Origin of the sequence: Streptomyces sulphureus DSM 40104, from assembly GCF_000381025.1 — a bacterium.
Lineage (GTDB): Bacteria > Actinomycetota > Actinomycetes > Streptomycetales > Streptomycetaceae > Streptomyces > Streptomyces sulphureus.
On sequence record NZ_KB905815.1, the window covers coordinates 776,921 to 802,351 of the forward strand.

Consider the following 25,431-nt stretch of genomic DNA (forward strand, 5'->3'; position numbering starts at 1 on the left):
TGCCGGAGTGTGCAATTCCTCAATACCCCGTCGAGTGAAGGGACTTGCGGAAAAGCTGTGTGCCGCCTGCCGACCCGTAGCGTCCCGACCATGGTCAAATCCCCGCACGAGGCACACCACCGGGTCTTCCAGGAAGTCCCCGAACTCTTCACCCGCGCCCTCGACATTCTCGGCCTGCCCGGTCTGGAGTCGGCCACCGCGAAGACGTTCAACTGCGATCTCACCGAGATCCATCCCCTGGAGCGGCGCGTCGACACGCTCCAGGAGCTCACCGCTCCCGACGGCAGCAGACACCTGCTGATCGTCGAAGCGCAGACCGGGAAGGACCGGGCCAAGGAGAACTCCTGGCTCAACTACTTCGGCCACCTGGTCGACAAGTACCCCGACCACCGCTGCATGCTGCTGGTGCTCGCGCGGGACGCGGCGACGGCACGCTGGGCGGCCGGCCCCTTCCGGTACGGCCACCGGCACAAGTCCAACGTCCAACTCGCGCCGTTCGTGCTGGGCCCGGAGAACGTGCCGATCGTCAAGGAGATCGAGCAGGCCGTCGCCGATCCCCCGCTCGCCCTCTTCTCCGTCCTCACGCACAGCAGCCACCCGGACATCGGTGGCATACTGGACGCCCTCTCCGCAGCCCTCGTCAAGACCGCCGACGACGACACTTTCACCAGGTACGCAGACCTCGCCGCCAGCGGCCTCACCGGTTCGCCGGCGGCCGCAGAACACTGGAGGAACCTCGTGGGACAACGCCTTTTCGAACTCCGCGGCTTCGTCGCCGAAAGCCTCCGGGAGCAGGGTGCGGAGCAGGGGCTGGAGCAAGGGTTGGAGCAAGGTCGGAAGGAAAGCCTGCGGCACGTGCTCGATGCACGCGGCATCGCCCTCTCCGACACCCACCACGCCCTGATCCAGCAGACCCAGGACACCGACCTCCTCCAGACCTGGCTCACCCGCGCCATCGGCGCCACCACCGCCGACGAGGTCTTCACCCCCCACAACGCCGCCGAGGCCTCGGCCGCACAAGCCTGACCACCACCCCGCGCACCGCACCACCGGTGCGGTGCGCGGGACCCACCTCCAGACAGCGAGCGCACCCGTGGGACAACAACTCTTCGAACTCCGCGGCTTCGTCGCCGAAAGCCTCCGGGAGCAAGGGCGGGAGCAAGGGCGGGAGGAGAGTCGGTCACTCGTGCGGACAAGCCTGCTCGCTCTCCTTGACCACAAGGGCCTCACCCTCACCCAAGCCCGACTCGACCTCGTCCACGAGACACAGGATCTCGGCATTCTCACCAGGTGGCACACCCGCGCCCTCCGCGCCACCACCCCCGACGAGATCTTCACCTCCGAGAACGCCACCGAGACCCCGGCCTCACGGGCCTGACCACCACCCCGCGCACCGCACCCCCGGCGCGCGGGACCGGGCCGACCGCGCCGTGGACCGCCGACAGCAGCCCGCAGACGCCCCCTACGGCCGCGGCACATTGCGCAGGTTCGACCGGGCCACCTGGGCCATCTTGCCCACCCCGCCGGCGAGCACCGTCCGCCCTGCGGAGAGCGCGAAGCCGCTGACCTGCTCGCGGGTGATCTTGGGGGGCATGGAGAGCGCATGCGGATCGGTGACGAAGTCGACGAGTGCGGGGCCGGGGTGGTCGAAGACCTCGCGGAGGGCGTCGCGTACTTCCCTGGGCTTCTCGACGCGGACCGCGTGCAGGCCGGCGGCGCGGGCGAGCGCCGCGAAGTCGGGGTTCGTGTTGGCGGTTCCGTACGGCGGGAAGCCGTCGACCATCATCTCCAGCTCGACCATGCCGAGCGAGTCGTTGTTGAACAGGACGATCTTCACGGGGAGTTGGTACTGCACGAGCGTGAGCAGGTCGCCCATGAGCATGGAGAGGCCACCGTCCCCCGCCATCGCGACGACCTGGCGTTCACGGTCGGTGAACTGCGCCCCGATCGCCTGCGGCAGCGCGTTGGCCATGGAGCCGTGCGTGAAGGAGCCGATGATCCGGCGCCGCCCGTTGGGGGTGAGGTAGCGCGCCGACCAGACGTTGCACATTCCCGTGTCCACGGTGAAGACGGCGTCGTCGGACGCCTCGTCGTCGAGGACGGAGGCGACGTACTCGGGGTGGATGGGCGTGTGCTTCTCGACGTTGCGGGTGTACGCCTTGACGACGCCCTCCAGCGCGTCCGCGTGCTTCTTCAGCATCCGGTCGAGGAACCGCCGGTCGTCCTTGACCTTCACCTTCGGCATGAGGCAGCGGAGCGTCTCGCCGACGTCGCCCCAGACGGCGAGCTCCAACGTGGTGCGCCTGCCGAGGTGTTCGGGGCGCACGTCGACCTGGGCGATCTTGTTGTTCTTCGGCAGGAAGGCGTTGTAGGGGAAGTCGGTACCGAGCAGGATGAGCAGGTCGCACTCCTGGGTCGCCTCGTAGGCGGCGCCGTAGCCGAGGAGGCCGCTCATCCCCACGTCGAAGCGGTTGTCGTACTGGATGAACTCCTTGCCGCGGAGCGCATGGCCGACGGGGGACTTGATCCGCTCGGCGAACTCCATCACCTCGGAGTGCGCCTGCGCGGCACCGCGGCCGCAGAAGAGGGTGACGGTACGCGCCTCGTCGACGAGGCGCGCCAGCGCGTCGACCTCGGCGTCGCCGGGGCGGACCGCGGGGCGCGCGACGACGATCGCGTGCTCCTCGGCGCGCTCGGGGGCCTCCTCCTCCGCGATGTCCCCGGGGAGCGTGACGACGCTGACGCCCTGCTGGCCGACGGCGTGCTGGATGGCGGTCTGGAGGACGCGCGGCAACTGGTTGCGGTTGGAGATGAGTTCGCTGTAGTGGCTGCACTCGACGTAGAGCCGCTCGGGGTGGGTCTCCTGGAAGAAGCCCGTGCCGATCTCGGTGCTCGGGATGTGGGAGGCGAGGGCGAGGACGGGCGCCATCGAGCGGTGCGCGTCGAAGAGTCCGTTGATGAGGTGGAGGTTGCCGGGGCCGCTGGAGCCGGCGCAGGCGCCGAGCCGGCCGCTGATCTGGGCCTCGGCACCCGCCGCGAAGGCGGCGGTCTCCTCGTGGCGCACGTGGACCCAGTCGATCCCGCTGTTCCTTCTGACGGCGTCCACGATGGGGTTGAGGCTGTCGCCGACGACCCCGTAGAGGCGCTGCACCCCGGACTGCGCCAGGGTGTCGACGAACTGCTCCGCCACGTTCTGCCTCGCCATTGCCCACTGCCCTTCACTCGCCGTCACAGCCGTCCGGGTTGAGCAATTTATCCGCTTCTGCGGTGATCTCGGCTACGCCTCGGCGACCGGCGCCGTCAGCGTCTCCAGCGGCACACCCGGATCGCCGAGCGCCTCGGGGTCGACGGGTGTGCCGGCGCGGATGAGCGCCTGGACCGGGGCGACGACGTCCCAGACGTTGACGTTGAGCCCGGCGAGCACCCGGTCCCCGCGCAGCCAGAAGGCGACGAACTCCCGCTTGCCGATGTCCCCGCGGCAGACGACCTGGTCGTACGAACCGGGCGGTGCGTACCCCGAGTACTCCAGGCCGACGTCGTACTGGTCGGAGAAGAAGTACGGCACCCGGTCGTACCTGACCTCCTCGCCGAGCATCGCGCGGGCCGCGGCCGGTCCCGAGTTGAGAGCGTTCGCCCAGTGCTCGACGCGCAGCGGGCGGCCGAGGACCGGATGCGCGACGCTCGCCGTGTCGCCGGCCGCGTGGATGTGCGGGTCGCTGGTGCGCAGCTCCGCGTCGACGGCGATGCCGCCCGTGCCGCCCGCCAGGTCGAGCCCGGCCGACTCAGCGAGCGCGGTGCGCGGTGCCGCGCCGATCGCCGCGAGCACCTGCTGCGCGGAGAGTTCCTCGCCGTCGTCGGTACGGACGTACTCGACCATCCCGCCGCGCCCGCCGATCTCCGTCAGCCCCGCACCGAACCGGAACTCGACGCCGTGCTCGCGGTGGAGGTCGGCGAAGACGGCGCCCAGCTCGGGGCCGACGACGGAGTGGAGCGGCCCGGGTGCCGGCTCGACGACGGTGACCTCGGCGCCGTAGCCGCGCGCCGCGGCGGCGACTTCGAGCCCGATCCAGCCGGCGCCGGCGATCACCAGCCGCCCGTGCTCCCGTCCGAGTGCGGCGAGGGTGCCGCGCAGCCGCTCGGCGTGGGCGAGGCGGCGCAGGTGGTGGACGCCGGCGAGGTCGGTGCCCGGCATCTCCAGGCGGCGCGGCTCGGCGCCGGTGGCGAGGAGCAGCTTGTCGTAGTGGATGCGGGTGCCGTCGCCGAGGCGTACGGAGCGTGCCGCCGGGTCGAGGGCGACGGCGGGCTGGCCGAGGTGAAGTTCGACGTCGGCCGCCGCGTACCACCCCGGTTCGTGGACGAAGACGCTCTCGCGGTCCGCCTCGCCCGCGAGGAACGCCTTGGAGAGCGGGGGGCGCTCGTACGGGCGGTCGCGTTCGTCTCCGATGAGGATGACCCGGCCGGTGAACCCCTCGCTGCGCAGGGTCTCCGCGGCTTTCGCCCCGGCGAGCCCGCCGCCGACGATGACGAACGTCCGGTGTGCGTCGACCACTTGCTGCCTCCTCGCTACCGCCGCTGCGGGCGCTGCTCTAGCGGAATCTGCCAGTCCACTCGTACCGGGAGCTTGCCTGCGGACGCCAGGGCCGGTCGGCTCCGGATGCGGACGCCTCGCTGTCTCCAGGTGAGCGTCCCGCATCCCGGTGGCTCCGGGAAGAGGCGGGGGTGGTGCGGTCGGGTGGTGGCGGCGAGCAGGGGCTTTGGGCGGCGGAGGGAGCAGGCCGCTCCGGGCGTGCCGCCTCTTCCCCCGCGGAGGACTCCACCACTGCGGCGGCCCGGCGGCGATGCCGCCTCCGTACGCGAACGAGCGGCCGCTCGGGGGTTCCGGTCCCCCGCCGACGTCGAGAACCGCGAGCTCGCGGCTGCCTCGCCCAGTCCCCGGTCCGGCTTTTTGCAGCCCTGCGTCCAATCTCTCGCCCACGGCTTCCAACTCTCCTTCGCCGCAGAACCGTTGACTAATAAGTGCGTGACACAAAAGAATGCTGTCGGCATATAAATGCGTCCGGGCAAGGAGCCACCATGGCGTTACGCACACGCGGTGCGGCGGACCGCGACACACCTCCGCCCGTCGGCAAGGACGTACGGGTCGTCTTCTGCGGCCTCCTGGTCATCACGTTCATGGCGATGATGGATCAGGCGGTCGTCGCCACAGCAGGACCGACCATCGCGGGCGAACTCGGTGGACTCGACGGCTACGCCTGGGTCTTCGTCGCCTACATGCTCGCCTTCGGCGCCGTGATGCCGGTCTACGGCAAGGTGGGCGACCTCCTCGGACGCAGGCCCGTCCTCGTCTTCGCACTCGTGACCTTCCTTCTCGGCTCCGCCGCCTGCGGGCTCGCCGGCAGCATGGGCGCGTTGATCGCCTTCCGGTTGGTGCAGGGGCTCGGGGGCGGAGGGCTCGCCGTTCTCGCGATGGCGATCGTCGGCGAACTGCTCGAGCCCCGCCAACGCGCCCGCTACCAAGGGGTGTTCACAGTGGTCTTCGCGACGGCCTCCGTCGCGGGCCCCGCGGTCGGCGGCCTCGTGACCGAGGCGTTGGGATGGCGCTGGGTCTTCTTCCTCAACCTGCCGATCGGCGCGGTGGCGCTGCTGCTCGTCGTCAAACGCCTCCGGCTTCCCGTGCGTGCGGCGCGGGCGGTCCGGGTGGACGCGGTGGGGGCCGTGCTCCTCGGCTGCGTCGTCACCGGGCTGGTACTCGTCACCACCTGGGGCGGGACACGTTACGCCTGGACGTCGCCCGCGACGCTGGGCCTCGCGGGCGGCACGGTGGCGCTCGCCGCCGCATGGCTCGCCGTGGAGCGGCGGGCCGTCGAACCGCTCGTCCCGCTGCGACTCTTCAGGGATTCGACGTTCGCCCTCGCCAACCTGATCGCGCTGCTGAGCAGCCTGGCGCTCTTCGGGGTCCTCAACTTCCTGCCGCTCTTCCTCCAGTTGGGCTCCGGCGTCACCGTCTCCCGCTCGGCGCTGCTGATGGTCCCGGCCCTGATCGGGATGACGGGCGCCTCGCTCGGCGCCGGACAGCTCATCTACCGCACGGGGCGGTACAAGTGGGCGCCGGTGTCGAGCACGGCGCTGGGGACGGTGGCACTCCTGCTGCTCTCGACGTGCACGGCGCAGACGGACGCGCTGATCGTCGCGGCCTATCTCACCGTCCTCGGAACGGCGGCAGGACTCTCCCAGCAGACGGTGACACTCGCCGCCCAGAACACGGCGCCTCGGGGCGACTTCGGCGTCGTCACCTCCACCGTCGCCTTCTCCCGGAACGTCGGGGCCCTCTTCGGGAACGCGCTCTTCGGAGCGATCCTCACCGCGCGCCTCGCCGTCGAGCTGCCGGGGCGGAACGCCCTGCACCACGGCGCGCCGGCGGAGCCCGCACGCCTCACCGAGCTGCCGCAGCAGACCCTCGACGGCCTCGCGCCCGCCTACGCCGACGCGCTCTCCACCGTCTTCCTCTGCGCGGCTCCCGTACTGGCGTCGGGCTTCGGCGCCGCCCTGCTCATGCGGAACCTGCCGCTGCGCCGAGCAACGGGAGAACGCCAACGCCGCCCGGACGCCGAGGAGTAGAGCACGACTCGGCAGCTCCCGGCGCGCGGGCGGCGGATAGCCTTGCGACTGTGGACGACTCGACCGAACCCGCAGCCGACCGCCGGCGCTCGGGCCCGCCTCCCCGCACGGACGTGCTCGACGCCGTGGAGGCGGCGATGGTCCGCATCCGGCGCAGCCAGTCGCGCGGCACCCTGGCTCGGCTCTCGCTCGAACGGGCGGGCGGAGAAGGCCGATCGGGGAACCCGAGCATGCTGACGCTCTTCGTCGTCGACGCCGTCGACGCCGGGCCGGGCGAGAACGGCGACGTGACCGTCGGCCTCGTCGCCGAACGGCTCGGCGTCGATCCGTCCAGAGCGAGCCGAGCCGTGGCGGAGGCGGTCGGGACCGGGCACGTCCGCCGGGCCGCCTCGCAGGCGGACGGGCGCCGCAGTTGCCTCGAACTCACCGGTTCCGGGCGGGACGCGGCCGCCGCCGCGCACCGCAGCAGGCAGGATTTCTACGCCGAACTCCTGGACGGCTGGAGCTCGCGGGAACAGACCGAGTTCGCACGCCTGCTCGGCCGGTTCGTCGCCGCTCTCGACGCCAAGGCCAACGGAGCCTGACCCCGCCTGCGGCCTTCACCCCCGCCCCGTCAACCGCGCGTGCAGGTCGCGGGCGGAGGCGTCGGTCAGGGAGGAGATCTGGTCGACGAGCACACGGGTGCGCTCCGCCTCGTCGTCGGAGTCCGCGAAGAGCGCGGCGTACTGCGGATCGAGGCCCTCGGGCGCCGACTCCCGCAGGGCGGCCGCGAGTTCGGCGAGGAGCTCGCGCTGCTCGACACGGAGCCGCTCCAGGTCGGGGCGCTGGAGCACGTACCGGTCGGCGACGGCCTTCAACACGGCGCATTCCAAGCGCACGTCGCGGGGCACGACCAGCTCGGCACGGTACCGGGTGAGCGGCCCGGGGCCGTAGGCATCGCGCGTGGCCGTCTCCGCCGCGAGGCAGAAGCGCCCGATGAGCTGGCTGCTGGCGTCCTTCAGCGCGGCCTGCGCCAGCGCCGAGCCGTCGTAGCTGCGCGGCCACCACTCCTGTGCGAGCAACCTCTCCAGCGCCGCCTCGAGTTCGTGCGGCTCGGCGTCGGGCGCGTACCGCACGGCGGCGACGGCGAAGACGTCCCGCCGCTCCGGGCGTGACCGGAACATCGAGGGGTGGAGGTGGCCCGCGTGTATGCCGTCCTCGACGTCGTGGACCGAGTAGGCGACGTCGTCCGACCAGTCCATGACCTGCGCCTCGAAGCAGCGGCGGCCCGGCGGGGCGCCCGCCCGGTACCACTGGAAGACGGGCAGGTCCGACTCGTAGACGCCGAACTTCGGGGAGGCGGCGTCGTCCGGGTGGGCGCCGCGGGTCCAGGGGTACTTGGTGGCCGCGTCGAGGGCCGCGCGGGTGAGGTTGAGGCCGACGCTCACCTGGCCGCCGGGCCTTCCGCCGACGTGCACGAAGCGCTTCGGCTCCAGGCGTGTGAGCAGCCGCAGCGACTGCGCGTTCCCCTCGAAGCCGCCGCACTCCGCGGCGATCCTGGCGAGTTCCTGCTCACCGTTGTGTCCGAAGGGAGGGTGGCCGAGGTCGTGGGCGAGGCAGGCGGTCTCCACGAGGTCCGCGTCGCAGCCGAGCGCGGCGCCCAGCTCTCGGCCGACCTGGGCGCACTCCAGTGAGTGGGTGAGCCGGGTGCGCGGCGTCGCCTGCCAGGCGCGGCTGCCGCCGTGGCCGACGCCGGGTGTCACCACCTGCGTCTTGCCGGCGAGGCGGCGCAGCGCGGCGGAGTGCAGCACCCGCGCACGGTCGCGCGCGAACGCCGTGCGACCCGGCCGCTTGTCCGTCTCCGGTACCCACCGGTCGACGTCCGACGGCGCATAGCCGCCGTCGGGCGCCCCGTCGGGGACCTCTTCACCGAAGCTCCACTCCATACGCCGACCGTAACGGGACCCTCGGGTGCGGGGCGCGGCGGCGGGTGGCAGGGTGACCGCGGCGATGGCGGACGCGGGCTTCCGTACGCCCGGAACGGGACGACGAGACGAAGGGACCTGGTCGATGGCGACGAGGACAGTCGGCGGCACCGAGGCGGTCGGGCAGCTCGCAGGGAAGGTCGTACTGGTCACGGGCGGTGCGCGGGGCATCGGCGCGGCCGTTGCGCAGCGGGTGGTCGACGGCGGCGGCAGCGTCCTGCTCACCGATGTGCTGGAGGCCGAGGGCCGCGAGACGGCCGAACTCCTCGGCGAGCGGGCACGGTTCCGGCGTCACGACGTCACCCGCGAGGACGAGTGGCAGGCGGCGCTCGACTTCGCGATCGCCGAGTTCGGCCCGCTCACCGGCCTCGTCAACAACGCGGGCGTGACGACGGGCGGCACCCTCGACGAGGAGTCCGTCGCCCACTTCCGGCACGTGCTGGAGGTGAACCTCGTCGGCGTCTTCATCGGGATGAAGCTCGCCGGGCCGATGCTGCGGCGCGAGGGCGGCGGCTCGGTCGTCAACGTCTCCTCCTCCGCGGGGCTCACTGGCCTTGCGATGACGGGGAGTTACGGCGCTTCGAAGTGGGGTGTGCGGGGACTCTCGAAGATCGGGGCGATGGAGTGGTCGGCGACGGGAGTCCGCGTCAACAGCGTGCACCCCGGGATGACGTACACGCCGATGACCGCCGAGACCGGCGTCCGCCCCGGCGAGGGCAACTACCCGGGGGCCGCCATGGGCCGCGTCGGCGACCCGGACGAGATCGCCTCGGCCGTCGCCTTCCTCCTCTCCGACGACGCCTCCTACCTCTCGGGCGCCGAAATCGCCGTCGACGGGGGCTGGACGGCGGGCAAGACGGTGCGCGACCTCACCGGGCAGTGAACACCGGGAGCCGGCACGGAGGTTGGACCCCTCAGGCCGTCTCCTCCTCCACCCAGGAGAGGTACTCCGCAGAACCGCGCACGACGGGAGTGGCGAGGAACTCCGGGACGTCGTAGGGGTGGACGGAGCGCAGACGGTCCTCCAGCGCCTGGTAGCCGCGAGCGGCGACCTTGAAGACGATCTGCCACTCCTGCTCCTGCTGCACCTCGCCCTCCCAGCGGTAGACCGAGGTGACCGGGGCGCTCACCTGCGCGCACGCGGCCAGCCGCGCCCCGACGGCCTCGCGGGCCAGAGCCTCGGCGCTCTCGGCCGAGTCCGTGGTCGTCAGCACGGTGAGCACGCGGTAGGGGCGCTCGTCGGTGCTCGGCAGGTCGCTCATGGGTCCCTCCTGGACGCAGCGGACTGGGGCCCCACCGTAACGACCAGCTCGGACAGGCGGCGGGCCGCGCCGAGAAGCGGCCGCGGGGTGTCCGATCCGTTCAAGACCGCCCGGAGCACGGCCCTTAGCCTCCAGCACATGACTCCGCGACTCGATGCCCTGGGCATCGCCACCACGAACCTCCCCGCCTCCCTCGCCTTCTACCGCTGCCTCGGTCTGGAGCCCCCGACCGATCCCGGCACCGCGCCGCACGTCGAAGCCGCGGCGGGCGGCCTGAGAATCATGTGGGACGCGGTGGAGGAGGCGCCGCCGGCCGGCGGCCCGAGGCTGGCGTTCCGCTGCGGGACACCGGGCGGGGTCGACGGCGCCTACAAGGAGTTGACCGGCGCGGGGCACCGGGGGATGCACGAGCCCTGGGACGCGGAGTGGGGGCAGCGGTACGCGACCGTGCTCGATCCGGACGGCAACCCCGTCGACCTCTTCGCGCCGCTGGACGCGGACACCTGACCCCAAGGGTTGCCGCAGAACCCGCCTGCTGTGCGGCCCCCCGGCACACAGCCCGCCCCCGGGCAACGACGCGAAGGTGACGACGCCCGCTCACCGCAGCCCCCTCTCCGTGAGCACCACGCCCGCCGGCGCCCCGGCGAGCGCGCGGAACTCCCTTGCGAGGTGGGCCTGGTCTGCGTAGCCGGCGCGGTGCGCGGCTTCGGCGCCCGGGAGACCGCGCTCGTGCAGCAGGGCCCAGGCGCGCTGGAATCGCAAAATGCGTGCCAGCGTCTTCGGGCCGTACCCGAAGGCGTCGAGGCAGCGGCGGTGCAGGCGGCGCTCGCCGAGGCCGAGCCGCCGCGCGGCCTCCGCGACGCCCGCGCCCGCTTCGAGCAGCGGCACCAGGCCCGGAGGCGGCTCCGGCGGACCGCAGGTGCGTACGCCCCGCAGCCTGCCGAGCGCCGCCTCCTCCAGTGCCCGCGGCCCCGACTCGTGTGCCCGCTCGGTGAGTTCGCGGACGGCGGCCTCCGGCCAGAGGTCGGCCAACGGCACCCGGAGATCGCGCACTTCCCAGGCGCGGACGCCGAAGAAACGCGGCCCCTCACCTGGCGCGAGACGCAGCCCCGAGACGCGGCTGCCCGGGACGGCCGAGCCGACGTCGGCCGTGGAATCGGGCCCGGCGACGACGAGGCGGCCGCCCAACAGAAGCAGATCCATGCAGCCGTCGGGCAGCACGCGGGACGGCCCCGCCCGCGCCGCGGTCTGCGACCACAGGACGGCACCGGGGACACGCGACGGCCGCTCCTGGTACACGCCCGCCATCATGCCCCGCCCCACCGACAACGGGCCTCAACTCCCCACCGCGGGACGGGAGACGTGGGTGCAGGGTGCTCGTCCCCGAGCCGTGTACGCGCCGCGGAGTGCGACGAACGCGGGTGCCGTGTGCAGCCCCGTCGCGCGACGGGAAGACCACCGACTGCGCAACGCGGCACCGCCGCACCGCTCACGCACCGCCGTCCGGCCCTGCTTCCCCACGCGGTAGGCCACGTCAGGCAACGCTGCCCCGGGGAACGACGCCTTCCCGGACTCCCCCGCGCCCGCAGCCCATCGCCGTCAGCGCGAAGCTTTCTCCAACCGCTCGACCTCCTCGCCCGTCAGCTCCACGCCTGCCGCTTCCAGGAGTCCGGGGAGCTGCTCGGGGGTGCGGGCGCTGGCGATCGGTGCGACGACCGTGGCCCTCGTGCGCAGCCAGGCGAGTGCCACGCCGGCGCCGCTGACGCCGTGTGCCTCCGCCACCTCGGCGAGGGCGGCGAGGACCCGCTGGCCTCGCTCGCTGCCGAGGTACTGCGCCGCGAGGCTGCCGCGCGTCGTCGAAGGCTCGTCCCCCGGGCGGTACTTGCCGGTGAGGAAGCCCGAGGCGAGAGCGAAGTAGGGGAAGGAAGCGAGGCCGGACTCGGCTGCGGTGTCCTGGAGTTCGCCCTCGTAGGTCTCCCGGGAGACGAGGTTGTAGTGCGGCTGCACCGCCACGTACGCGGCCTTGCCCCCGTCCTGCGCGTAGGCGAGGGACTCGCGGAGCCGGGAGGCGGAGAGGTTGGAGGCGGCGACCTCGCGGACCTTGCCCTCGCGCACGAGCGCGTCGAGGGTGTCGACGATCTCGGGGACGGTTACGGTCTCGTCGTCCCGGTGCGTGTAGTAGAGGTCGATGTGGTCGGCCTGGAGGCGGCGGAGGGAGTCCTCGCAGGCGGCGCGGATGTTCGCGGGGCGCAGCCCCTCCCGGCCCTCCAACGTCCCGACCTTGGTGGCGAGGACGACGTCGTCGCGGTTGCCGCGCCGCTTCATCCACTCGCCGATGATCGTCTCGGACTCGCCGCCGCTGTTCCCCTCGACGAACGACGTGTAGCCGTCGGCGGTGTCGACGAAGTTGCCCCCGGCCTCGGCGTGGGCGTCGAGGACGGCGAAGGAGGTCGCCTCGTCGGCCGTCCACCCGAAGACGTTGCCGCCGAGGCAGAAAGGCGCCACCGACAAACTGCCGACGGCGTACCTGGAGTGCATGGAGGTGCTGGTGTGGTCACTCATGCCCGCACGCTATCCCCGGGGTGGCCGTCGCCCCCTCGGCCCCCGCGGAAGACGGAGCGGACTCCCCCACGAGGCGGAGGACACCTGCCCGCCGCCGCCCCGACGGGCCTCGACCACGGGATGGCCTGGGTCTAGGGTCCCTCCAGGGGGATGCCGGCGGCAGGATCGGACGTCTTGAGGAGCGCAGCGGCAGATGGGCTGGACTGCACGGAACATCCCGGATCAGAGCGGTCGCACCGTCGTGGTGACGGGCGCCAACAGCGGCCTGGGGTACGTCACCGCGCGGGAGTTGGCGCGCCGCGGCGCCCACACCGTGCTCGCCTGCCGTGACGAGGAGCGCGGCGCGCGGGCGCACGCCAGGTTGCGTACGGAGCTGCCGGAGGCGCGGACCGAGCTGCGCACGCTCGACCTCGCCGACCTCTCCTCGGTACGTGCCTTCGCCAAGGAACTCCCCGGCGAGCGGCTCGACCTGCTCGTCAACAACGCGGGGCTGATGGCGCTCCCGTTCGGCCGCACGGCCGACGGCTTCGAGATGCAGTTCGGCGTCAACCACCTCGGGCACTTCGCCCTCACGGGGCTGCTCCTCGACCGCCTCCTCGCCGCTCCCGCCCCGCGCGTCGTCACCCTCTCCAGCGGTCTGCACGCCCTCGCCAACATCGAGATCGGCGACCTCAACAGCGAGCTTTCGTACAACCGTTGGCTCGCCTACGCCCGTTCCAAGACGGCGAACCTCCTCTTCACCCACGAGCTCGCCCGCCGCACCGTCGGCACCCGGCTGATCGCCGCCGCGGCCCACCCCGGATACGCCTCGACCGAACTCCAGACGAAGGGCGCCCGGATGGAGGGCCGCAGGGGTGCGGAGCGCCTCCTGGCGCTCGGCAACATCGTCTTCGCCCAGCCCGCCGAAGCCGGCGCACTCCCCGCGCTCTACGCCGCGACCGACGCGGCCGCACGCCCCGACTCCTACATCGGCCCCCGCTTCCTCGGCTGGCGCGGAGCGCCAGGACCGACCTGGCGGGCACCGTGGACGCGGAGCGACGCGGCCGGAGAGCGGCTCTGGGCGGCCTCCGAGCAGTTGACGGGCGTCGCCTACCCCTAGCCCGCCGCCGCCTGCGCCGGCCGACGTCCGCGAAAGGGCTCCGGCAAAGTACGCCAAGCCGTCTGCTATGGAGACCCACACCACATTCACACCGTGAGTCCGCTCACACGTGAAGACGCCGTAAACGCCCGGTTTTTCGTCATGGCCGCATCTCACCTCGCGTCATCTCTCCTGTGCAGCACGGGAGTCGGGCGTCAGAGCGGACGAATCGGGCGCCGATCCTGCGCCGCGAGTGGCGCCTCTGTCGAAGCGTGCTTTGTTGAGAGCGCGATTTCGGTGTGCTTAGTGTGCCTCCGCTACCGCGGGTCCCATGCGGCAGCTCCGTGGCCAGACGCCGAATCCTGCCGCTGGCCCTCGGATGAACCGTCCCGTGGCAGGAGCGGGGGAACCAGGTAAGTGCCGTGCGCGGCAGGGTCCGTAGCGATCCGACGTGGACGGCTTGGGGTGAAGCCGCGCCCTTCGCACCGAGGTGCAAGGCCGGCCGGGCTACTCCGGCCCGAATCCGACAGCTCACCTCGTAGGCGTAGGAGAGGAAACCCCTATGTCCGTACGCGGAAAGCATGCCCGAAAGCCCAACCACCGCTGGCGGCGCGGGATCTCCCTCGCGCTGACGGCCGGCGGAGCCAGCGTCGTCCTGCCCCTCGCGCTCTCCGGGAACGCGCAGGCGGCTTCGGTCGACACCTGGGACAAGGTCGCCCAGTGCGAGTCCGGCGGCGACTGGTCCATCAACACCGGCAACGGCTACTACGGCGGCCTCCAGTTCTCCCAGTCAAGCTGGGCAGCAGCAGGCGGCACCCAATACGCCGAACGCGCCGACCTCGCCACCAAGGAACAGCAGATAGCCGCCGCCGAAAAGCTCCTCGCAATCCAAGGCCCCGGCGCATGGTCCTGCGCAGGCGCCGGCAACCTCACCGCCGACGGCCCCTCCCCCGACGTCGACCCGGGCAGCTCGGACTCCTCCGGGTCGGAGTCGTCCGAGTCCGAGGACTCGGACTCGGGCTCGGGCGAGAAGGCGCAGCCGCAGGGCGGCTCCGAGCACACCGTCGAGTCCGGCGACACCCTCCACACCATCGCGGAGCAGCACGGTGTCGACGGCGGCTGGAAGACCGTCTACAAGGCCAACACCGACGAGGTCGACGACCCGAACCTCATCTACCCTGGCCAGCACCTCGCGTTGAGCGGCTCCTCCGACGCGTCGTCGTCCGGCGGCGGGGCGAAGGCGCAGCAGTCTTCGGCGACCACCGAGACGCAGCCGTCCTCCGGCGACTACATCGCGCCGGTCGACGCCCCCACGAGCACGCCCTACGGCGCCTCCGGCGGGAGCTGGTCGAGCGGCAAGCACACCGGCGTCGACTTCTCGGCCGACAGCGGCACTTCGGTGAAGGCCGTCACCTCCGGCGAGGTCGTCTCGGCCGGCTGGAGCGGCTCGTACGGCAACGAGGTCGTCGTCAAGCACGACGACGGCCGGTACACCGAGTACGCGCACCTCTCCTCGCTCTCCGTCCAGCAGGGGCAGCAGGTGGAGACCGGCGGCCAGCTCGGTCTCTCCGGCACGACCGGCAACAGCACGGGTCCGCACCTCCACTTCGAGGTGCGCACGGGTCCGGACTACGGATCGGACGTCGACCCGGTGGCCTACCTCCAGGAGAACGGCGTCAGCCTCTGACGCTTTCGAAGGAGACCCGAAGGGGCGGCGACCGCACGGCGGTGGCCGCCCCTTCGCCTGTCCGGCCCCGCTCGGTCGGAGAGACACCGGGGCCGCCCTGCGCGCCGCAACGCACGGGACGCAATCGGTAGTTGGGTGACCTAGGTCCTTGTACGGTGCGCCGATGTCATCGATCAGGCACTTCCAGGTCACCTTCGACTGCGCGGAACCCGCACGACTTGCCGGTTTCTGGTGCGAGGTGCTGGGGTACGTCGTACCGCCTTCCCCGGAGGGGTTCACCACGTGGGAGGAGTACCATCGCTCGCTGCCGCCCGAGGAGGAGATCTACTTCTCGGCGAGTGACCCCTCGGGGGCGGCCCCTCGACTGCTCTTCCAGCGCGTCCCCGAAGGCAAGGTCGCGAAGAACCGGGTCCATCTCGACGTACGGGCCGGTACCGGCCTCGTAGGGGAGGAGCGCCTCGCCACGCTGGAGGCCGAATGCGCGCGGCTGGTCGCACTCGGCGGGGTGCACGTGCGCACGATGCCCGCCGACGACGAGGACGAGTCGTGCATCACGATGCAGGACCCTGAGGGAAACGAGTTCTGCCTCGACTGAGCCCGGAGCAGCAGTCGTTGGAGGCTCAGCGTCAACGCGGACGAGGCCCCGGCCCGGGGGAATTGGGCGGGGCCTCGTCGTCACGCCGTGTTGTCAGTGCAGCGTTCGCAGCAACAGCACACTCCGAGGACACGTCAGGCTTGCCAACGGAAGTCGCTCAGCCGAACTCGCCCACACCATGCACTCAGATGGCAGCACCGCCGCGCCGTCGCAGACCAACCCGCCAGGGACGGCGCCTCCGCACAGGCGCCGCCCCCTTCCCCGCTCCGGGCCCGCCGCCGCGGTGAGGGCCGAACGGCCGCGGGTGCCCGGGGACTTCGGTGGTTCAGACGGCGGCCCTTCCCGCTTCGAGGCGGGCGACCGGAACGCGGAAGGGTGAGCAGGAAACGTAGTCGAGACCGGCCTCGTGGAAGAAGTGGACCGAGTCCGGATCGCCGCCGTGCTCGCCGCAGACGCCGAGCTTGAGGTCAGGACGTGTCTCCCGGGCCGCCTGTACCGCCTTCTTCACCAGGACGCCGACGCCGTCCCTGTCGATCGTCTCGAAGGGGGAGATGCCGAAGATGCCCTTCTCCAGGTAGGTGGTGAAGAAGCTCGCCTCGACGTCGTCGCGGGAGAAGCCCCAGACGGTCTGGGTGAGGTCGTTGGTGCCGAAGGAGAAGAAGTCGGCGCACTCCGCGATCTGCCCCGCCGTGAGGGCGGCGCGCGGCAGCTCGATCATCGTGCCGACGCAGAGCGGGAGTTCGACACCGTACGCCTCGGAGACCTCGGCGATGACACCCTCCGCCTCCTCCCGGACGATCTCCAATTCCTGCACCGTCCCGACGAGCGGAATCATGATCTCCGCCTGCGGATCTCCGCCGGCCGCACGGCGCTCCGCAGCCGCCTGCGCGATCGCCCGCACCTGCATGACGAAGAGCCCCGGGACGGCGAGCCCGAGCCGGACGCCGCGCAGGCCGAGCATCGGGTTCTGCTCGTGGAGCCGCTGCACGGCCTGGAGCAACTGCCGGTCCTTGTCGGCCGGTTCGCCGCGGGCCTCCGCCAGCGCGACCCGCACCGACAGCTCGGTGAGGTCGGGGAGGAACTCGTGGAGCGGCGGGTCGAGGAGCCGTACCGTCACGGGCAGGCCGTCCATCGCGTCGAAGAGCTCGGTGAAGTCGCCCTGCTGGAGCGGGAGGAGAGCGTCGAGTGCGTCCTCGCGGTCCTGCGGCGTCTCGGCGAGGATCAGCCGCTCGACGAGCTCCCTGCGTTCCCCGAGGAACATGTGCTCGGTGCGGCAGAGCCCGATGCCCTGGGCGCCGAACCGTCGGGCGCGCGCCGCGTCGTCCGCGTTGTCCGCGTTGGCGCGCACGGCGAGGCGCCGCGCGCCGTCGGCGTACGCCATGATGCGGTGCACCGCGAGGACGAGTTCGTCCGCGGTGTCGTGCTCCGGGTCGAGCCGCGCGGGATCGACCTGCCCCTCGAAGTACTCGACGACGGGGGACGGCACGACCGGTACCTCACCGCGGTAGACCTTGCCGGTCGAACCGTCGATGGAGACGACCGCGCCCTCCTCGACGACGTCGCCCGAACTCGTCGTCATCCGCCGCTGCTTGACGTCGACGTCGAGCTCCTCGGCGCCGCAGACGCAGGTCTTGCCCATGCCGCGGGCGACGACGGCCGCGTGCGAGGTCTTCCCGCCGCGGGAGGTGAGGATGCCGTCGGCGGCGAGCATGCCGTCGAGGTCGTCCGGGTTGGTCTCCCGGCGGACGAGGATCACCCGCTCCCCCGCCGCCGCGCGCTCCACGGCGGTCGCGGAGTCGAAGACGACGGAGCCGAAAGCCGCACCCGGAGAGGCCGCGATGCCGCGGCCGATGAGGTCGGCCTCGGCGTCGAGGTCGAAGCGGGGGAACATGAGCTGCGCGAGCTGGCTGCCCGACATCCGTCGGAGCGCCTCGGCCTCGGAGATGAGTCCCTGGTCGACGAGTTGGACGGCGATCCGGAAGGCGGCGGCGGCCGTCCGCTTGCCGACGCGCGTCTGGAGCATCCAGAGCTTGCCGCGCTCGATGGTGAACTCGATGTCGCACAGGTCCCTGTAGTGGTTCTCCAGGGTCTCCATGATCTGCATCAGCTCGTCGTACGAGCCCTTGTCGAGCTGCTCCAACTCGGCGAGCGGCACGGTGTTCCTGATGCCGGCGACGACGTCCTCGCCCTGCGCGTTCTGGAGGTAGTCGCCGTAGACGCCCTGCTGCCCGCTGGCCGGGTCGCGGGTGAACGCGACGCCGGTGCCGGAGTCGGGGCCGAGGTTGCCGAAGACCATCGAGCAGACGTTGACGGCGGTGCCGAGGTCGTGCGGGATGCGCTCCTGGCGGCGGTAGAGCTTGGCGCGGGCGCCGTTCCACGAGTCGAAGACCGCACGCATCGCGAGGTCCATCTGCTCGCGCGGGTCCTGCGGGAACTCCCGCCCGGTCCGCTCCAGGACGATCTGCTTGAACTCCTCGACGAGGCCCCTGAGTTCGTCGGCGCCCAACTCGACGTCGCTGGTGACGCCCTTGGTGCGCTTCGCCTCCTCGATGCGCTCCTCGAACCGCTCCCCGGCGATGCCGAGGACCGTGTCACCGAACATCTGGATGAGCCGCCGGTAGGAGTCCCAGGCGAAGCGGTCGTCGCCGGCCTGGGTCGCGAGGCCGTGCACGGAGGCGTCGGAGAGGCCGATGTTGAGGACGGTGTCCATCATCCCGGGCATGGAGAACTTCGCACCGGAGCGTACCGAGACGAGGAGCGGGTCGTCGGACTGCCCGAGCTTCTTGCCCATCCGCTCCTCCAGCGCGGCGAGATGGGAGCCGACCTGTTGGCGGAGGGCGGGCGGCTCGTCGCCGGAGTCGAGGTAGACCTTGCACGCCTCGGTGGTGACGGTGAAGCCGGGCGGAACGGGGAGCCCGAGGTTGGTCATCTCGGCGAGGTTGGCTCCCTTGCCGCCGAGGAGCTCCTTGAGGTCCTTGTGCCCCTCGGTGAAGTCGTAGACCAGCTTGCGCTGTTGGCCTGCTGCGTTTACTGCGTGATCCGGCACGGGACTCGACTCCTCGTGTTCGGCTGCCCTGACGGCGGGGAGCGTACCCAGATCCAAGGCCCCCGGGTACGTCCGTCAGCACGTCAGATGGGCGCAACCACCCGTGTGCCGAGAGATCGAAAGTCGTCCAACGGGAAAGCCCTCACCAGGGCGGGTTCAGGAAGCGAAGATCAACCTTCAACTCCTCGCCTACAGATCACACTTAGGCCGCAAAGACCCCACGTTTCCATTCAGTAGATGTACCAAGGTTCAGCAAACTCCTGGGGTGCTCCTTGGAGATATGCAGTTCACATTTGAGCGCTCACATGAGCGGTCCCCTGATCAAGGTGGCGAGAATCACGCGAACCGGGGACCCCCTCGTCCCACGATGCGGACGCCCGTCCCACCGTGCAGCCCCCAACGGACTTGCTTCGCACACCTGTTGTGGGACACGACGGAGAAGGGCGCCGGACCGCTCGCGCGGTCCGGCGCCCTCTGCTGCACGCCCTGCGGCGCCGGGCGCTCAGCCTCCGGAGGTGTCCAACTCGGCCTCGGCGCCGACGCATCCGGCGTCCCACGGGTCCTTCAGCCAACCGTCGGGGAGCACCACGCGGTTCTTGCTCTGCGTACGCCCCCGCGGCCCCTCCGCGCCGGCCGGCCAGGGCTGGTCGAGGTCGAGCTCGTCGAGGAGGGAGCGGAGTTCGGCGAGGGAGGAGCTGACGGCGAGCCCGCGGCGGGCCTCGGAGCCGACCGTGAAGCCCTTCGTGTACCAGGAGACGTGCTTGCGGAAGTCGATCACGCCGCGCTCCTCGTCCCCCAGCCACTCGCCGAGCAGCTCGGCGTGGCGCACCATCACGTCGGCGACCTGCCCGAACGTCGGCCGCGCGTACGCCGGTTGACGGCCCTCGGTCTGCGCGTCGAAGGCGGCGGCGAGGTCGGCGAAGAGCCACGGCCGGCCGAGGCAGCCGCGGCCGACGACGACGCCGTCGCACCCCGTCTCCTCGACCATGCGGACGGCGTCGTCCGCGGACCAGATGTCGCCGTTGCCGAGGACGGGGACCTCGGTGACCGCCTCCCGCAACCGCGCGATCGCGTCCCAGTCGGCGGTGCCGCCGTAGTGCTGCGCCGCGGTGCGGCCGTGCAGCGCGACGGCGCTGATGCCCTCCTCGACGGCGATGCGCCCGGCGTCGAGGTAGGTGAGGTGGTCGTCGTCGATGCCCTTGCGCATCTTCATGGTGACGGGGAGCCCGCCGGCGTTCTGCACTGCCTCGTGGAGGATGGCGCGGAGCAGGGGACGCTTGTACGGAAGGGCCGAACCGCCGCCCTTGCGCGTCACCTTGGGGACGGGGCAGCCGAAGTTGAGGTCGATGTGGTCGGCGAGGTCCTCGTCGGCGATCATGCGGGCCGCCTTGCCGACCGTGACCGGGTCGACACCGTAGAGCTGGATCGAGCGGGGCCTCTCCGTCCGGTCGAACTCGACGAGCCGCATGGTCTTCTCGTTCCGCTCGACCAGGGCGCGCGAGGTGATCATCTCGCTGACGAAGAGGCCGCGGCCGCCGGAGAACTCGCGGCACAGCGTCCGGAACGGCGCGTTGGTGATCCCCGCCATCGGCGCCAGGACGACGGGCGCGGAGAGCGTGTGGGGGCCGATCCGGAGCGGCTGGGACATACGGCGGGCTCTTCCTTCCGGGCTGACGGCGCGCTGCGCCTCGGGGTGCGGCCCTCCATTCTCCCCCATCCTCCCTGCGGCCCGGCCTCGTTGCGGTGCGCGCACGCGGGGACGCGGACGGTGGCTCAGTCGGCGGCACCGGGCTCGCTGAGCCGGGTCGCGGCACGGCGCTGCACGTCGGCCGCCTCGAGCAGGAAGCGGCGGACGGTATCCAGCTCCTCGACGGTGTACGACTCGTACATCGCCACCATGTCGTCGGCGAACGAGCGGAAGAGCCGGGCGAGTTCGTCCTGCTTCTCGGGGACGGACTCGATGGTCACGCGGCGCTTGTCGGTGGGGTGCGGCACCCGGCGGACGTAGCCCTTGCGCACGAGCCGGTCGACGAGGCCGGTGACGGAGGCGGGGGCGAGACCGGAGCGCTCGGCGAGCTCCTTGGCCGTGTGCGGTCCTTCGCGTTCCAGGCGGTCGAGGGTCTTGCTCTCGGTCGCGCTGAGGCCGCGCTGTGCCGAGACAGCGGTGTGGAACATGACCGACACGAGGCTCGACTCCCTTGCGGCGAAAGTGAGTTCCTCGATCACCTGCGCGCGGTCGCGGGGCTTCTCCTTGCTCGCCATGGACCCAGCGTACCTATTTCGTTCGGTCGAACGAAAGGGTTGCGATCACACCGCCCTCGGTGGTTTATTTCGTTTGGCCGAACGAAATACCTGGAGGACCGATGACTGCACATACCGAGGCGCCGGTACCGCGCCGCTGGTCGGCGGCGGCCGTGATGATCGTCGCCGCCCTGATGGACATGATCGACGTGACCATCGTCAACGTCTCGCTGCCCTCGCTCGCTCGCGATCTGGGCGCCTCCGAGAGTGCCCTGCAATGGACGATCTCCGCCTACCTGCTGGGGTTCGCCGCCAGCCTCGTCGTCTCCGGACACCTCGGAGACCGGTACGGGCGGCGGCGCCTCTTCCTCCTCGGCATCGCGGCCTTCGGCGTGGCCAGCCTCGCGTGCGGGTCGGCGCAGGAGCCAGGTCAACTCGTCGCGGCGCGTGCGGCGCAGGGGGTGGCGGCCGCCGTGCTCCTGCCGCAGGTGCTCGGCTCGTTCCGCACGCTCTTCCACGGCCGTGAACGCGCCACCGTCTTCGGGATTTTCGGCACCGTGCTCGGCTTCGCCTCCGCGCTCGGGCTGCTGCTCGGCGGGCTCCTCACCGACGCCGACCTCTTCGGCTGGGGTTGGCGCTCGATCTTCCTGATCAACGTGCCGGTCGCACTCCTCGCCTTCGTCGCCGCACGCGCGGTCGTCCCGCCGGACGAGCCGCGGTCGACGGCGCGGCCCGACCTGCTCGGCAGCCTTCTTCTCGCCGCCGGACTCGTGGGTGTCGTGCTCCCGCTCGTGCAGGGACGCTCGTGGGGGTGGCCGCTCTGGGGGTGGGTGTGCATGGGCGCGGGGGCGGGGCTCGTCGCGATGGTCGCGGGGGTCCAGTCACGTCGGGGCGGCGGGGCGCGGACGCCGCTGCTTCCCGCGCGGGCCTTCCGGAGCCCGGCGTTCGGCTTCGGGCTCGCCGTCCAACTGCTCCTCTCCTTCGCGATGCAGGGGTTCTTCCTCGTCTTCGGGCTCTGGCTGCAAATCGCGCAGCAGTACACGCCGACGCAGGCCGGAGTCGTCACCGTCGCCTTCTCGTTGGGCGGGTTCGTCACCTCGCCGGTCGCCGGCGCGCTCGCTGTGCGGTACGGGCGGTGGGTGCTCGTCGCCGGCGGGCTGCTGATGGCGGGCGGGTACGCCTGGATCGGTGGCGCGGTGGGCGGAGCCGACGCCGTGCGCACGGGGGCGTGGCCGATGGTGCCCGGGCTGCTGGTGGCCGGCGCGGGACTCGGGCTGCTGGTGGTGCCGCTCGTCAACGTCGTGCTCTCGGCTGTCGACGGGGAGTTGGCGGGCCGGGCCTCCGGGACCTTCTCGACGGCGCAGCAGTTCGGCGGGGCGCTCGGTGTCGCCGCGATCGGCAGCGTCTTCTTCCGGCGCGCCGGGGACGGACTCGGCGGCGCACTGCTCGCGGCGCTGCCCTGGGCGGCGGGCGCCGCGGTCGTCTGCGCACTGCTGTGCCTGCGGCTGCCGCGCACCGCCGTCGCCGAGGAGACGTACGCCGAAATGCCGGAAGACGAGAGCGCGTTGGACCGGTCCGCGGTCTGACTGCCGGCGGACGGGGTCACCCCTGGGCCAGCACCCGGCTCAGCCCCAGGTTGCTGACGAGCAGCCCCCCGTCGACCGGCAGCACCACCCCGGTGACCCACGCCGCGTCCGGCGACGCGAGAAACGCCACCGCGCCGGCGATGTCGGACGGCTCCCCCACGCGCCCCAACGGGTACTGCTCGGACGCGCGCCGCAGCGCCTCGGTCCGGCCCTCCCAGGCGCCCGTCCGCACCGTCCCCGGCTCGACCAGGTTGACGCGCACACCCCGCGGCGCGCTCTCCACCGCGACGGTGCGCGTCAGCGAGGCGAGTCCGGCCTTGGCCGCGCTGTAGGCGTGCGCGTCGAAGAACCGCTCGGCGTTGACGGAGCCGACGTTGACGATCGCGCCCGCGCCCCGAGCCGCCAGATGCGGCAGCGCGGCGCGGATGCAGCGGTAGGCGCCGTGGAGCGAGACCTCGAAGTCCTCGTACCAGGGCCCGTCCTGCTGCTCCTCGAAGCGGGGCGGGCCGGGGTGGCAGGCGTACGCGTTGTTGACGAGGACGTCGAGCCGGCCGAAGGTCGCAGCCGCGTGCAGGACAGCCGACTCGACGGCGGCGTCGTCGGTGACGTCGCAGGCGAGCGCCTCCGCGCGCCCGCCCGCGCCGCGTACGGCCTCCGCCACCCGCGCGGCCCGCGCCTCCTCGCGGTCGGTGACGAGCACGCCGGCCCCCTCGTCGGCGAGACGCCGCGCGACGGCCTCCCCGATCCCCTGCCCCGCTCCCGTGACCATCGCCGCATGCCCGTCGAATCGCCTCATGGGCACACCCTAGGGAGCACCGCCCGACACGACGCAACAGTCCTGCTTCGTCGGCCGGTTGGGCGGCGTCCCTCTCCCTGCGCGCCCGCATGCGGAAAGATCGGCCCGAGCGACCCGCACCGCACGAGAGAGACCGCACCCCATGGCCCTGGCCGCACTTCTGATCTTCGTCGCCACACTCACCCTGGTGATCTGGCAACCGCGCGGCCTCGGCATCGGCTACACCGCGCTCGGCGGGGCGGCGCTCGCGCTCGCCACGACCGTCGTCCACCTGCGGGACGTCCCGACCGTCCTCGACCTCGTCTGGAACGCGACGCTCACCTTCGTCGCCGTGGTGCTGATCTCGCTCGTCCTCGACGAGTGCGGTTTCTTCGCGTGGACGGCACTGCACGTCGCCCGGTGGGGACGGGGGAGCGGGCGGCTGCTCTTCGCGCTCGTCGTGGTGCTGGGTGCGCTCGTCTCCGCGCTCTTCACCAACGACGGCGCCGCACTGATCCTCACACCGGTCGTCATCTCCGTGCTGCGGACGCTCGACTTCTCCCCCGCCGCCTCGCTCGGGTACGTCATGGCAACGGGGTTCATCGCGGACACCGCGAGCCTGCCGCTCGTCGTCTCCAACCTCGTCAACATCGTCAGCGCCGACTTCTTCCGGCTCGGGTTCGCGCGGTTCGCCGTCGTCATGCTGCCCGTCGCGGTCGTCTCGGTGCTCGCCAGCCTGGGCATGCTGCTGCTGTACTTCCGCCGCTCGACCCCCCGCCGCTACCGGGTCGGCCCGCTGCCGCCGCCGCGGGAGGCCGTCACCGACCGCGTCACCTTCCGGGCCGGGTGGGTCGTGCTCGCGCTGCTGCTGGGCGGGTACTTCGCGGCCGAGCCGCTGGGCGTGCCGCTCTCGGCCGTCGCGGGGGCCGGGGCCGCCGTGCTCCTCGCGGTGGCCGCGCGCCGGCCGCGGCGGCTCTTCGGCGAGGGAGGCGAAGAGCGGCCGATCCGGGTGGGACGGGTCGTCAAGGAGGCTCCCTGGCAGATCGTCCTCTTCAGCCTGGGCATGTACCTCGTCGTCTACGGGCTGCGGAACGAAGGGCTCACCGCCCAACTCTCCCGACTCCTCGGATACTTCGCCGACCACGGGACGCTCGCCGCCGCCCTGGGGACGGGCGGCGCGGCGGCCGTGCTCTCCTCCGTCATGAACAACCTGCCGACGGTGCTGATCGCCGCGCTCGCGATCGACGCCACGGAAGCACAGGGGCTCGCCCACGAGGCGATGGTCTACGCGAACGTCGTCGGCTCCGACCTCGGGCCGAAGATCACACCGGTCGGGAGCCTGGCGACGCTGCTCTGGCTGCACGTCCTCGCCCGCAAGGGCATCCACATCGGCTGGGGCCGCTACTTCCGCACCGGCGTCGTCCTCACTGTTCCGGTACTGCTGGTCACCCTCGCGGCGCTCGCGGGTTGGCTGACGCTGCTGGACTGAGGCTCCCTGCGGCCCGCCCGACGGCGGGCACCGCCTCGCGGGTGGGGTGGCAGACGAGCAGGTCGGGCGGCGGGTGCAGGAAGAGTACGGGCCGCACCGTCCACCGCACCCGCACGACGCCGAACGGCATGCGCAGACGTACGGGGAGCGCGAACCCCTCCCCGGTGAGGAGGCGTTGCCGCGTCTCCTGCTGCCCGTGGCACAGCCACCGGTACCCGAACCAGCGGTCCCACACCTCCAAATCCTGCAACTGGACCCGTAGTTCGGTGCTCAGCCAGCGCATCACCTGCTCGACGTCGTCGAACCGGCGCCACCGCAGGCGCGGCACCGGGACCTGGCGGAGCTCCGGCAGGAGCCCGTCCGCCACCGACTCGCCCGCCGAGGAGGCGACTTGGCGCCGTGCGTACGCGCCGTTCGCGCCCTCGCCGGGTTCGCCGGCGTGCGCCTCGACGTAGCACCACCACCCCGCGTGGACGCCCCCCTGCGCCGTCCGGCACACCACGCTCACCCGGCCACCCCTCGCACACC

The 25,431-nt window shown here is 71.9% G+C and carries 22 protein-coding genes and 1 riboswitch; of the genes, 11 read left to right on the forward strand and 11 right to left on the reverse strand.

All coding sequences use genetic code 11. The annotated features are described in order from the left end of the window. The first annotated feature begins 90 nt into the window (after positions 1-90). Together F603_RS0111485 and F603_RS0111490 are read left to right on the forward strand one after the other, a co-directional pair. A complete protein-coding gene (locus tag F603_RS0111485) occupies positions 91-1,026 on the forward strand; it encodes a hypothetical protein (RefSeq protein WP_037955815.1) in 936 nt (311 codons plus the stop codon). 160 nt (positions 1,027-1,186) lie between these two features. Further along, a complete protein-coding gene (locus F603_RS0111490; RefSeq protein WP_245600747.1) occupies positions 1,187-1,378 on the forward strand; it encodes a hypothetical protein in 192 nt (63 codons plus the stop codon). 84 nt (positions 1,379-1,462) lie between these two features. On the opposite strand, the gene F603_RS0111495 is transcribed toward F603_RS0111490, so the two are convergent. Beyond that, positions 1,463-3,205, reverse strand: a complete 1,743-nt coding sequence (locus F603_RS0111495) for a pyruvate dehydrogenase (RefSeq protein ID WP_019546160.1) — start codon at positions 3,203-3,205, stop codon at positions 1,463-1,465. A 72-nt stretch (positions 3,206-3,277) separates the two neighbouring features. Then, positions 3,278-4,549, reverse strand: a complete 1,272-nt coding sequence (locus tag F603_RS0111500; protein WP_019546161.1) for an NAD(P)/FAD-dependent oxidoreductase — start codon at positions 4,547-4,549, stop codon at positions 3,278-3,280. A gap of 524 nt (positions 4,550-5,073) precedes the next feature. Here F603_RS0111500 and F603_RS0111505 point away from each other — a divergent pair. Continuing rightward, on the forward strand, positions 5,074-6,618 hold the full coding sequence (locus F603_RS0111505; protein WP_019546162.1) for an MDR family MFS transporter: 1,545 nt from the start codon (positions 5,074-5,076) through the stop codon (positions 6,616-6,618). Positions 6,619-6,668: 50 nt separating this feature from the next. Then, positions 6,669-7,202, forward strand: a complete 534-nt coding sequence (locus F603_RS0111510) for a MarR family winged helix-turn-helix transcriptional regulator (RefSeq protein WP_019546163.1) — start codon at positions 6,669-6,671, stop codon at positions 7,200-7,202. A gap of 15 nt (positions 7,203-7,217) precedes the next feature. On the opposite strand, the gene F603_RS0111515 is transcribed toward F603_RS0111510, so the two are convergent. After that, positions 7,218-8,543 (reverse strand): deoxyguanosinetriphosphate triphosphohydrolase, encoded by a 1,326-nt coding sequence (locus F603_RS0111515; protein WP_019546164.1) that lies wholly within the window; start codon positions 8,541-8,543, stop codon positions 7,218-7,220. A gap of 124 nt (positions 8,544-8,667) precedes the next feature. Between F603_RS0111515 and F603_RS0111520 the strand changes: the two genes are divergently transcribed. Then, positions 8,668-9,465 carry an SDR family oxidoreductase gene (locus F603_RS0111520; protein WP_019546165.1) on the forward strand — a complete coding sequence of 266 codons (798 nt, stop codon included), beginning with the start codon at positions 8,668-8,670 and terminating at the stop codon, positions 9,463-9,465. Positions 9,466-9,496: 31 nt separating this feature from the next. Here F603_RS0111520 and cutA read toward each other — a convergent pair whose 3' ends face one another. After that, positions 9,497-9,844 carry a divalent-cation tolerance protein CutA gene (gene cutA / locus F603_RS0111525; protein WP_019546166.1) on the reverse strand — a complete coding sequence of 116 codons (348 nt, stop codon included), beginning with the start codon at positions 9,842-9,844 and terminating at the stop codon, positions 9,497-9,499. A 138-nt stretch (positions 9,845-9,982) separates the two neighbouring features. Between cutA and F603_RS0111530 the strand changes: the two genes are divergently transcribed. Then, entirely contained in the window at positions 9,983-10,351 is a 369-nt protein-coding gene (locus F603_RS0111530; RefSeq protein ID WP_019546167.1) for a VOC family protein, read from the forward strand. Positions 10,352-10,441: 90 nt separating this feature from the next. Here F603_RS0111530 and F603_RS0111535 read toward each other — a convergent pair whose 3' ends face one another. Next, positions 10,442-11,155, reverse strand: a complete 714-nt coding sequence (locus tag F603_RS0111535; protein WP_019546168.1) for a helix-turn-helix domain-containing protein — start codon at positions 11,153-11,155, stop codon at positions 10,442-10,444. 288 nt (positions 11,156-11,443) lie between these two features. Further along, positions 11,444-12,406: an aldo/keto reductase gene (locus F603_RS0111540; protein WP_019546169.1), complete on the reverse strand. Its 963-nt coding sequence runs from the start codon at positions 12,404-12,406 to the stop codon at positions 11,444-11,446. Between the two features lie 193 nt (positions 12,407-12,599). Here F603_RS0111540 and F603_RS0111545 point away from each other — a divergent pair, with 193 nt between their 5' ends. From F603_RS0111545 to F603_RS0111555, 3 genes are all read left to right on the forward strand, one after another. Continuing rightward, on the forward strand, positions 12,600-13,505 hold the full coding sequence (locus tag F603_RS0111545) for an oxidoreductase (protein ID WP_019546170.1): 906 nt from the start codon (positions 12,600-12,602) through the stop codon (positions 13,503-13,505). Positions 13,506-13,827: 322 nt separating this feature from the next. Beyond that, positions 13,828-14,044: riboswitch (cyclic di-AMP (ydaO/yuaA leader) on the forward strand. Positions 14,045-14,046: 2 nt separating this feature from the next. Then, positions 14,047-15,171 carry a peptidoglycan DD-metalloendopeptidase family protein gene (locus tag F603_RS0111550; RefSeq protein WP_019546171.1) on the forward strand — a complete coding sequence of 375 codons (1,125 nt, stop codon included), beginning with the start codon at positions 14,047-14,049 and terminating at the stop codon, positions 15,169-15,171. Positions 15,172-15,334: 163 nt separating this feature from the next. Continuing rightward, a complete protein-coding gene (locus F603_RS0111555; protein ID WP_019546172.1) occupies positions 15,335-15,766 on the forward strand; it encodes a VOC family protein in 432 nt (143 codons plus the stop codon). Between the two features lie 325 nt (positions 15,767-16,091). Here F603_RS0111555 and ppdK read toward each other — a convergent pair whose 3' ends face one another. The 3 genes from ppdK to F603_RS0111570 form a co-directional block, all read right to left on the reverse strand. Then, complete coding sequence (gene ppdK, locus F603_RS0111560; RefSeq protein WP_019546173.1) at positions 16,092-18,812, reverse strand: pyruvate, phosphate dikinase; 2,721 nt, start codon at positions 18,810-18,812, stop codon at positions 16,092-16,094. Positions 18,813-19,314: 502 nt separating this feature from the next. Beyond that, on the reverse strand, positions 19,315-20,460 hold the full coding sequence (dusB, locus tag F603_RS0111565) for a tRNA dihydrouridine synthase DusB (protein ID WP_019546174.1): 1,146 nt from the start codon (positions 20,458-20,460) through the stop codon (positions 19,315-19,317). A 125-nt stretch (positions 20,461-20,585) separates the two neighbouring features. Continuing rightward, positions 20,586-21,074, reverse strand: coding sequence for a MarR family winged helix-turn-helix transcriptional regulator (locus F603_RS0111570; RefSeq protein WP_019546175.1), 489 nt, complete (start codon positions 21,072-21,074; stop codon positions 20,586-20,588). Between the two features lie 101 nt (positions 21,075-21,175). On the opposite strand from F603_RS0111570, the gene F603_RS31965 reads away from it, so the two are divergent. Next, entirely contained in the window at positions 21,176-22,639 is a 1,464-nt protein-coding gene (locus tag F603_RS31965; protein WP_019546176.1) for an MFS transporter, read from the forward strand. A gap of 16 nt (positions 22,640-22,655) precedes the next feature. Here the strand turns inward: F603_RS31965 and F603_RS0111580 are convergent, their stop codons facing one another. Next, on the reverse strand, positions 22,656-23,435 hold the full coding sequence (locus F603_RS0111580; RefSeq protein WP_019546177.1) for an SDR family NAD(P)-dependent oxidoreductase: 780 nt from the start codon (positions 23,433-23,435) through the stop codon (positions 22,656-22,658). Between the two features lie 142 nt (positions 23,436-23,577). On the opposite strand from F603_RS0111580, the gene F603_RS0111585 reads away from it, so the two are divergent. After that, the gene (locus F603_RS0111585) at positions 23,578-24,903 is read left to right on the forward strand and encodes an arsenic transporter (protein ID WP_019546178.1); all 1,326 of its coding nucleotides are present in this window, start codon (positions 23,578-23,580) and stop codon (positions 24,901-24,903) included. Here the strand turns inward: F603_RS0111585 and F603_RS0111590 are convergent. Continuing rightward, positions 24,860-25,411 (reverse strand): hypothetical protein, encoded by a 552-nt coding sequence (locus F603_RS0111590; RefSeq protein ID WP_019546179.1) that lies wholly within the window; start codon positions 25,409-25,411, stop codon positions 24,860-24,862. The genes F603_RS0111585 and F603_RS0111590 overlap by 44 nt on opposite strands. Between the last annotated feature and the right edge of the window lie 20 nt (positions 25,412-25,431).

Bases quoted from the DNA above. Each gene is read 5' to 3' on its own strand.
- F603_RS0111485 (WP_037955815.1), top strand. From the start codon at position 91: ATGGTCAAATCCCCGCACGAGGCACACCACCGGGTCTTCCAGGAAGTC.
- F603_RS0111495 (WP_019546160.1), bottom strand. From the start codon at position 3,205: ATGGCGAGGCAGAACGTGGCGGAGCAGTTCGTCGACACCCTGGCGCAG.
- F603_RS0111505 (WP_019546162.1), top strand. From the start codon at position 5,074: ATGGCGTTACGCACACGCGGTGCGGCGGACCGCGACACACCTCCGCCC.
- F603_RS0111515 (WP_019546164.1), bottom strand. From the start codon at position 8,543: ATGGAGTGGAGCTTCGGTGAAGAGGTCCCCGACGGGGCGCCCGACGGC.
- F603_RS0111520 (WP_019546165.1), top strand. From the start codon at position 8,668: ATGGCGACGAGGACAGTCGGCGGCACCGAGGCGGTCGGGCAGCTCGCA.
- cutA (WP_019546166.1), bottom strand. From the start codon at position 9,844: ATGAGCGACCTGCCGAGCACCGACGAGCGCCCCTACCGCGTGCTCACC.
- F603_RS0111530 (WP_019546167.1), top strand. From the start codon at position 9,983: ATGACTCCGCGACTCGATGCCCTGGGCATCGCCACCACGAACCTCCCC.
- F603_RS0111535 (WP_019546168.1), bottom strand. From the start codon at position 11,155: ATGATGGCGGGCGTGTACCAGGAGCGGCCGTCGCGTGTCCCCGGTGCC.
- F603_RS0111540 (WP_019546169.1), bottom strand. From the start codon at position 12,406: ATGAGTGACCACACCAGCACCTCCATGCACTCCAGGTACGCCGTCGGC.
- F603_RS0111545 (WP_019546170.1), top strand. From the start codon at position 12,600: ATGGGCTGGACTGCACGGAACATCCCGGATCAGAGCGGTCGCACCGTC.
- F603_RS0111550 (WP_019546171.1), top strand. From the start codon at position 14,047: ATGTCCGTACGCGGAAAGCATGCCCGAAAGCCCAACCACCGCTGGCGG.
- F603_RS0111555 (WP_019546172.1), top strand. From the start codon at position 15,335: ATGTCATCGATCAGGCACTTCCAGGTCACCTTCGACTGCGCGGAACCC.
- dusB (WP_019546174.1), bottom strand. From the start codon at position 20,460: ATGTCCCAGCCGCTCCGGATCGGCCCCCACACGCTCTCCGCGCCCGTC.
- F603_RS0111570 (WP_019546175.1), bottom strand. From the start codon at position 21,074: ATGGCGAGCAAGGAGAAGCCCCGCGACCGCGCGCAGGTGATCGAGGAA.
- F603_RS31965 (WP_019546176.1), top strand. From the start codon at position 21,176: ATGACTGCACATACCGAGGCGCCGGTACCGCGCCGCTGGTCGGCGGCG.
- F603_RS0111580 (WP_019546177.1), bottom strand. From the start codon at position 23,435: ATGAGGCGATTCGACGGGCATGCGGCGATGGTCACGGGAGCGGGGCAG.
- F603_RS0111585 (WP_019546178.1), top strand. From the start codon at position 23,578: ATGGCCCTGGCCGCACTTCTGATCTTCGTCGCCACACTCACCCTGGTG.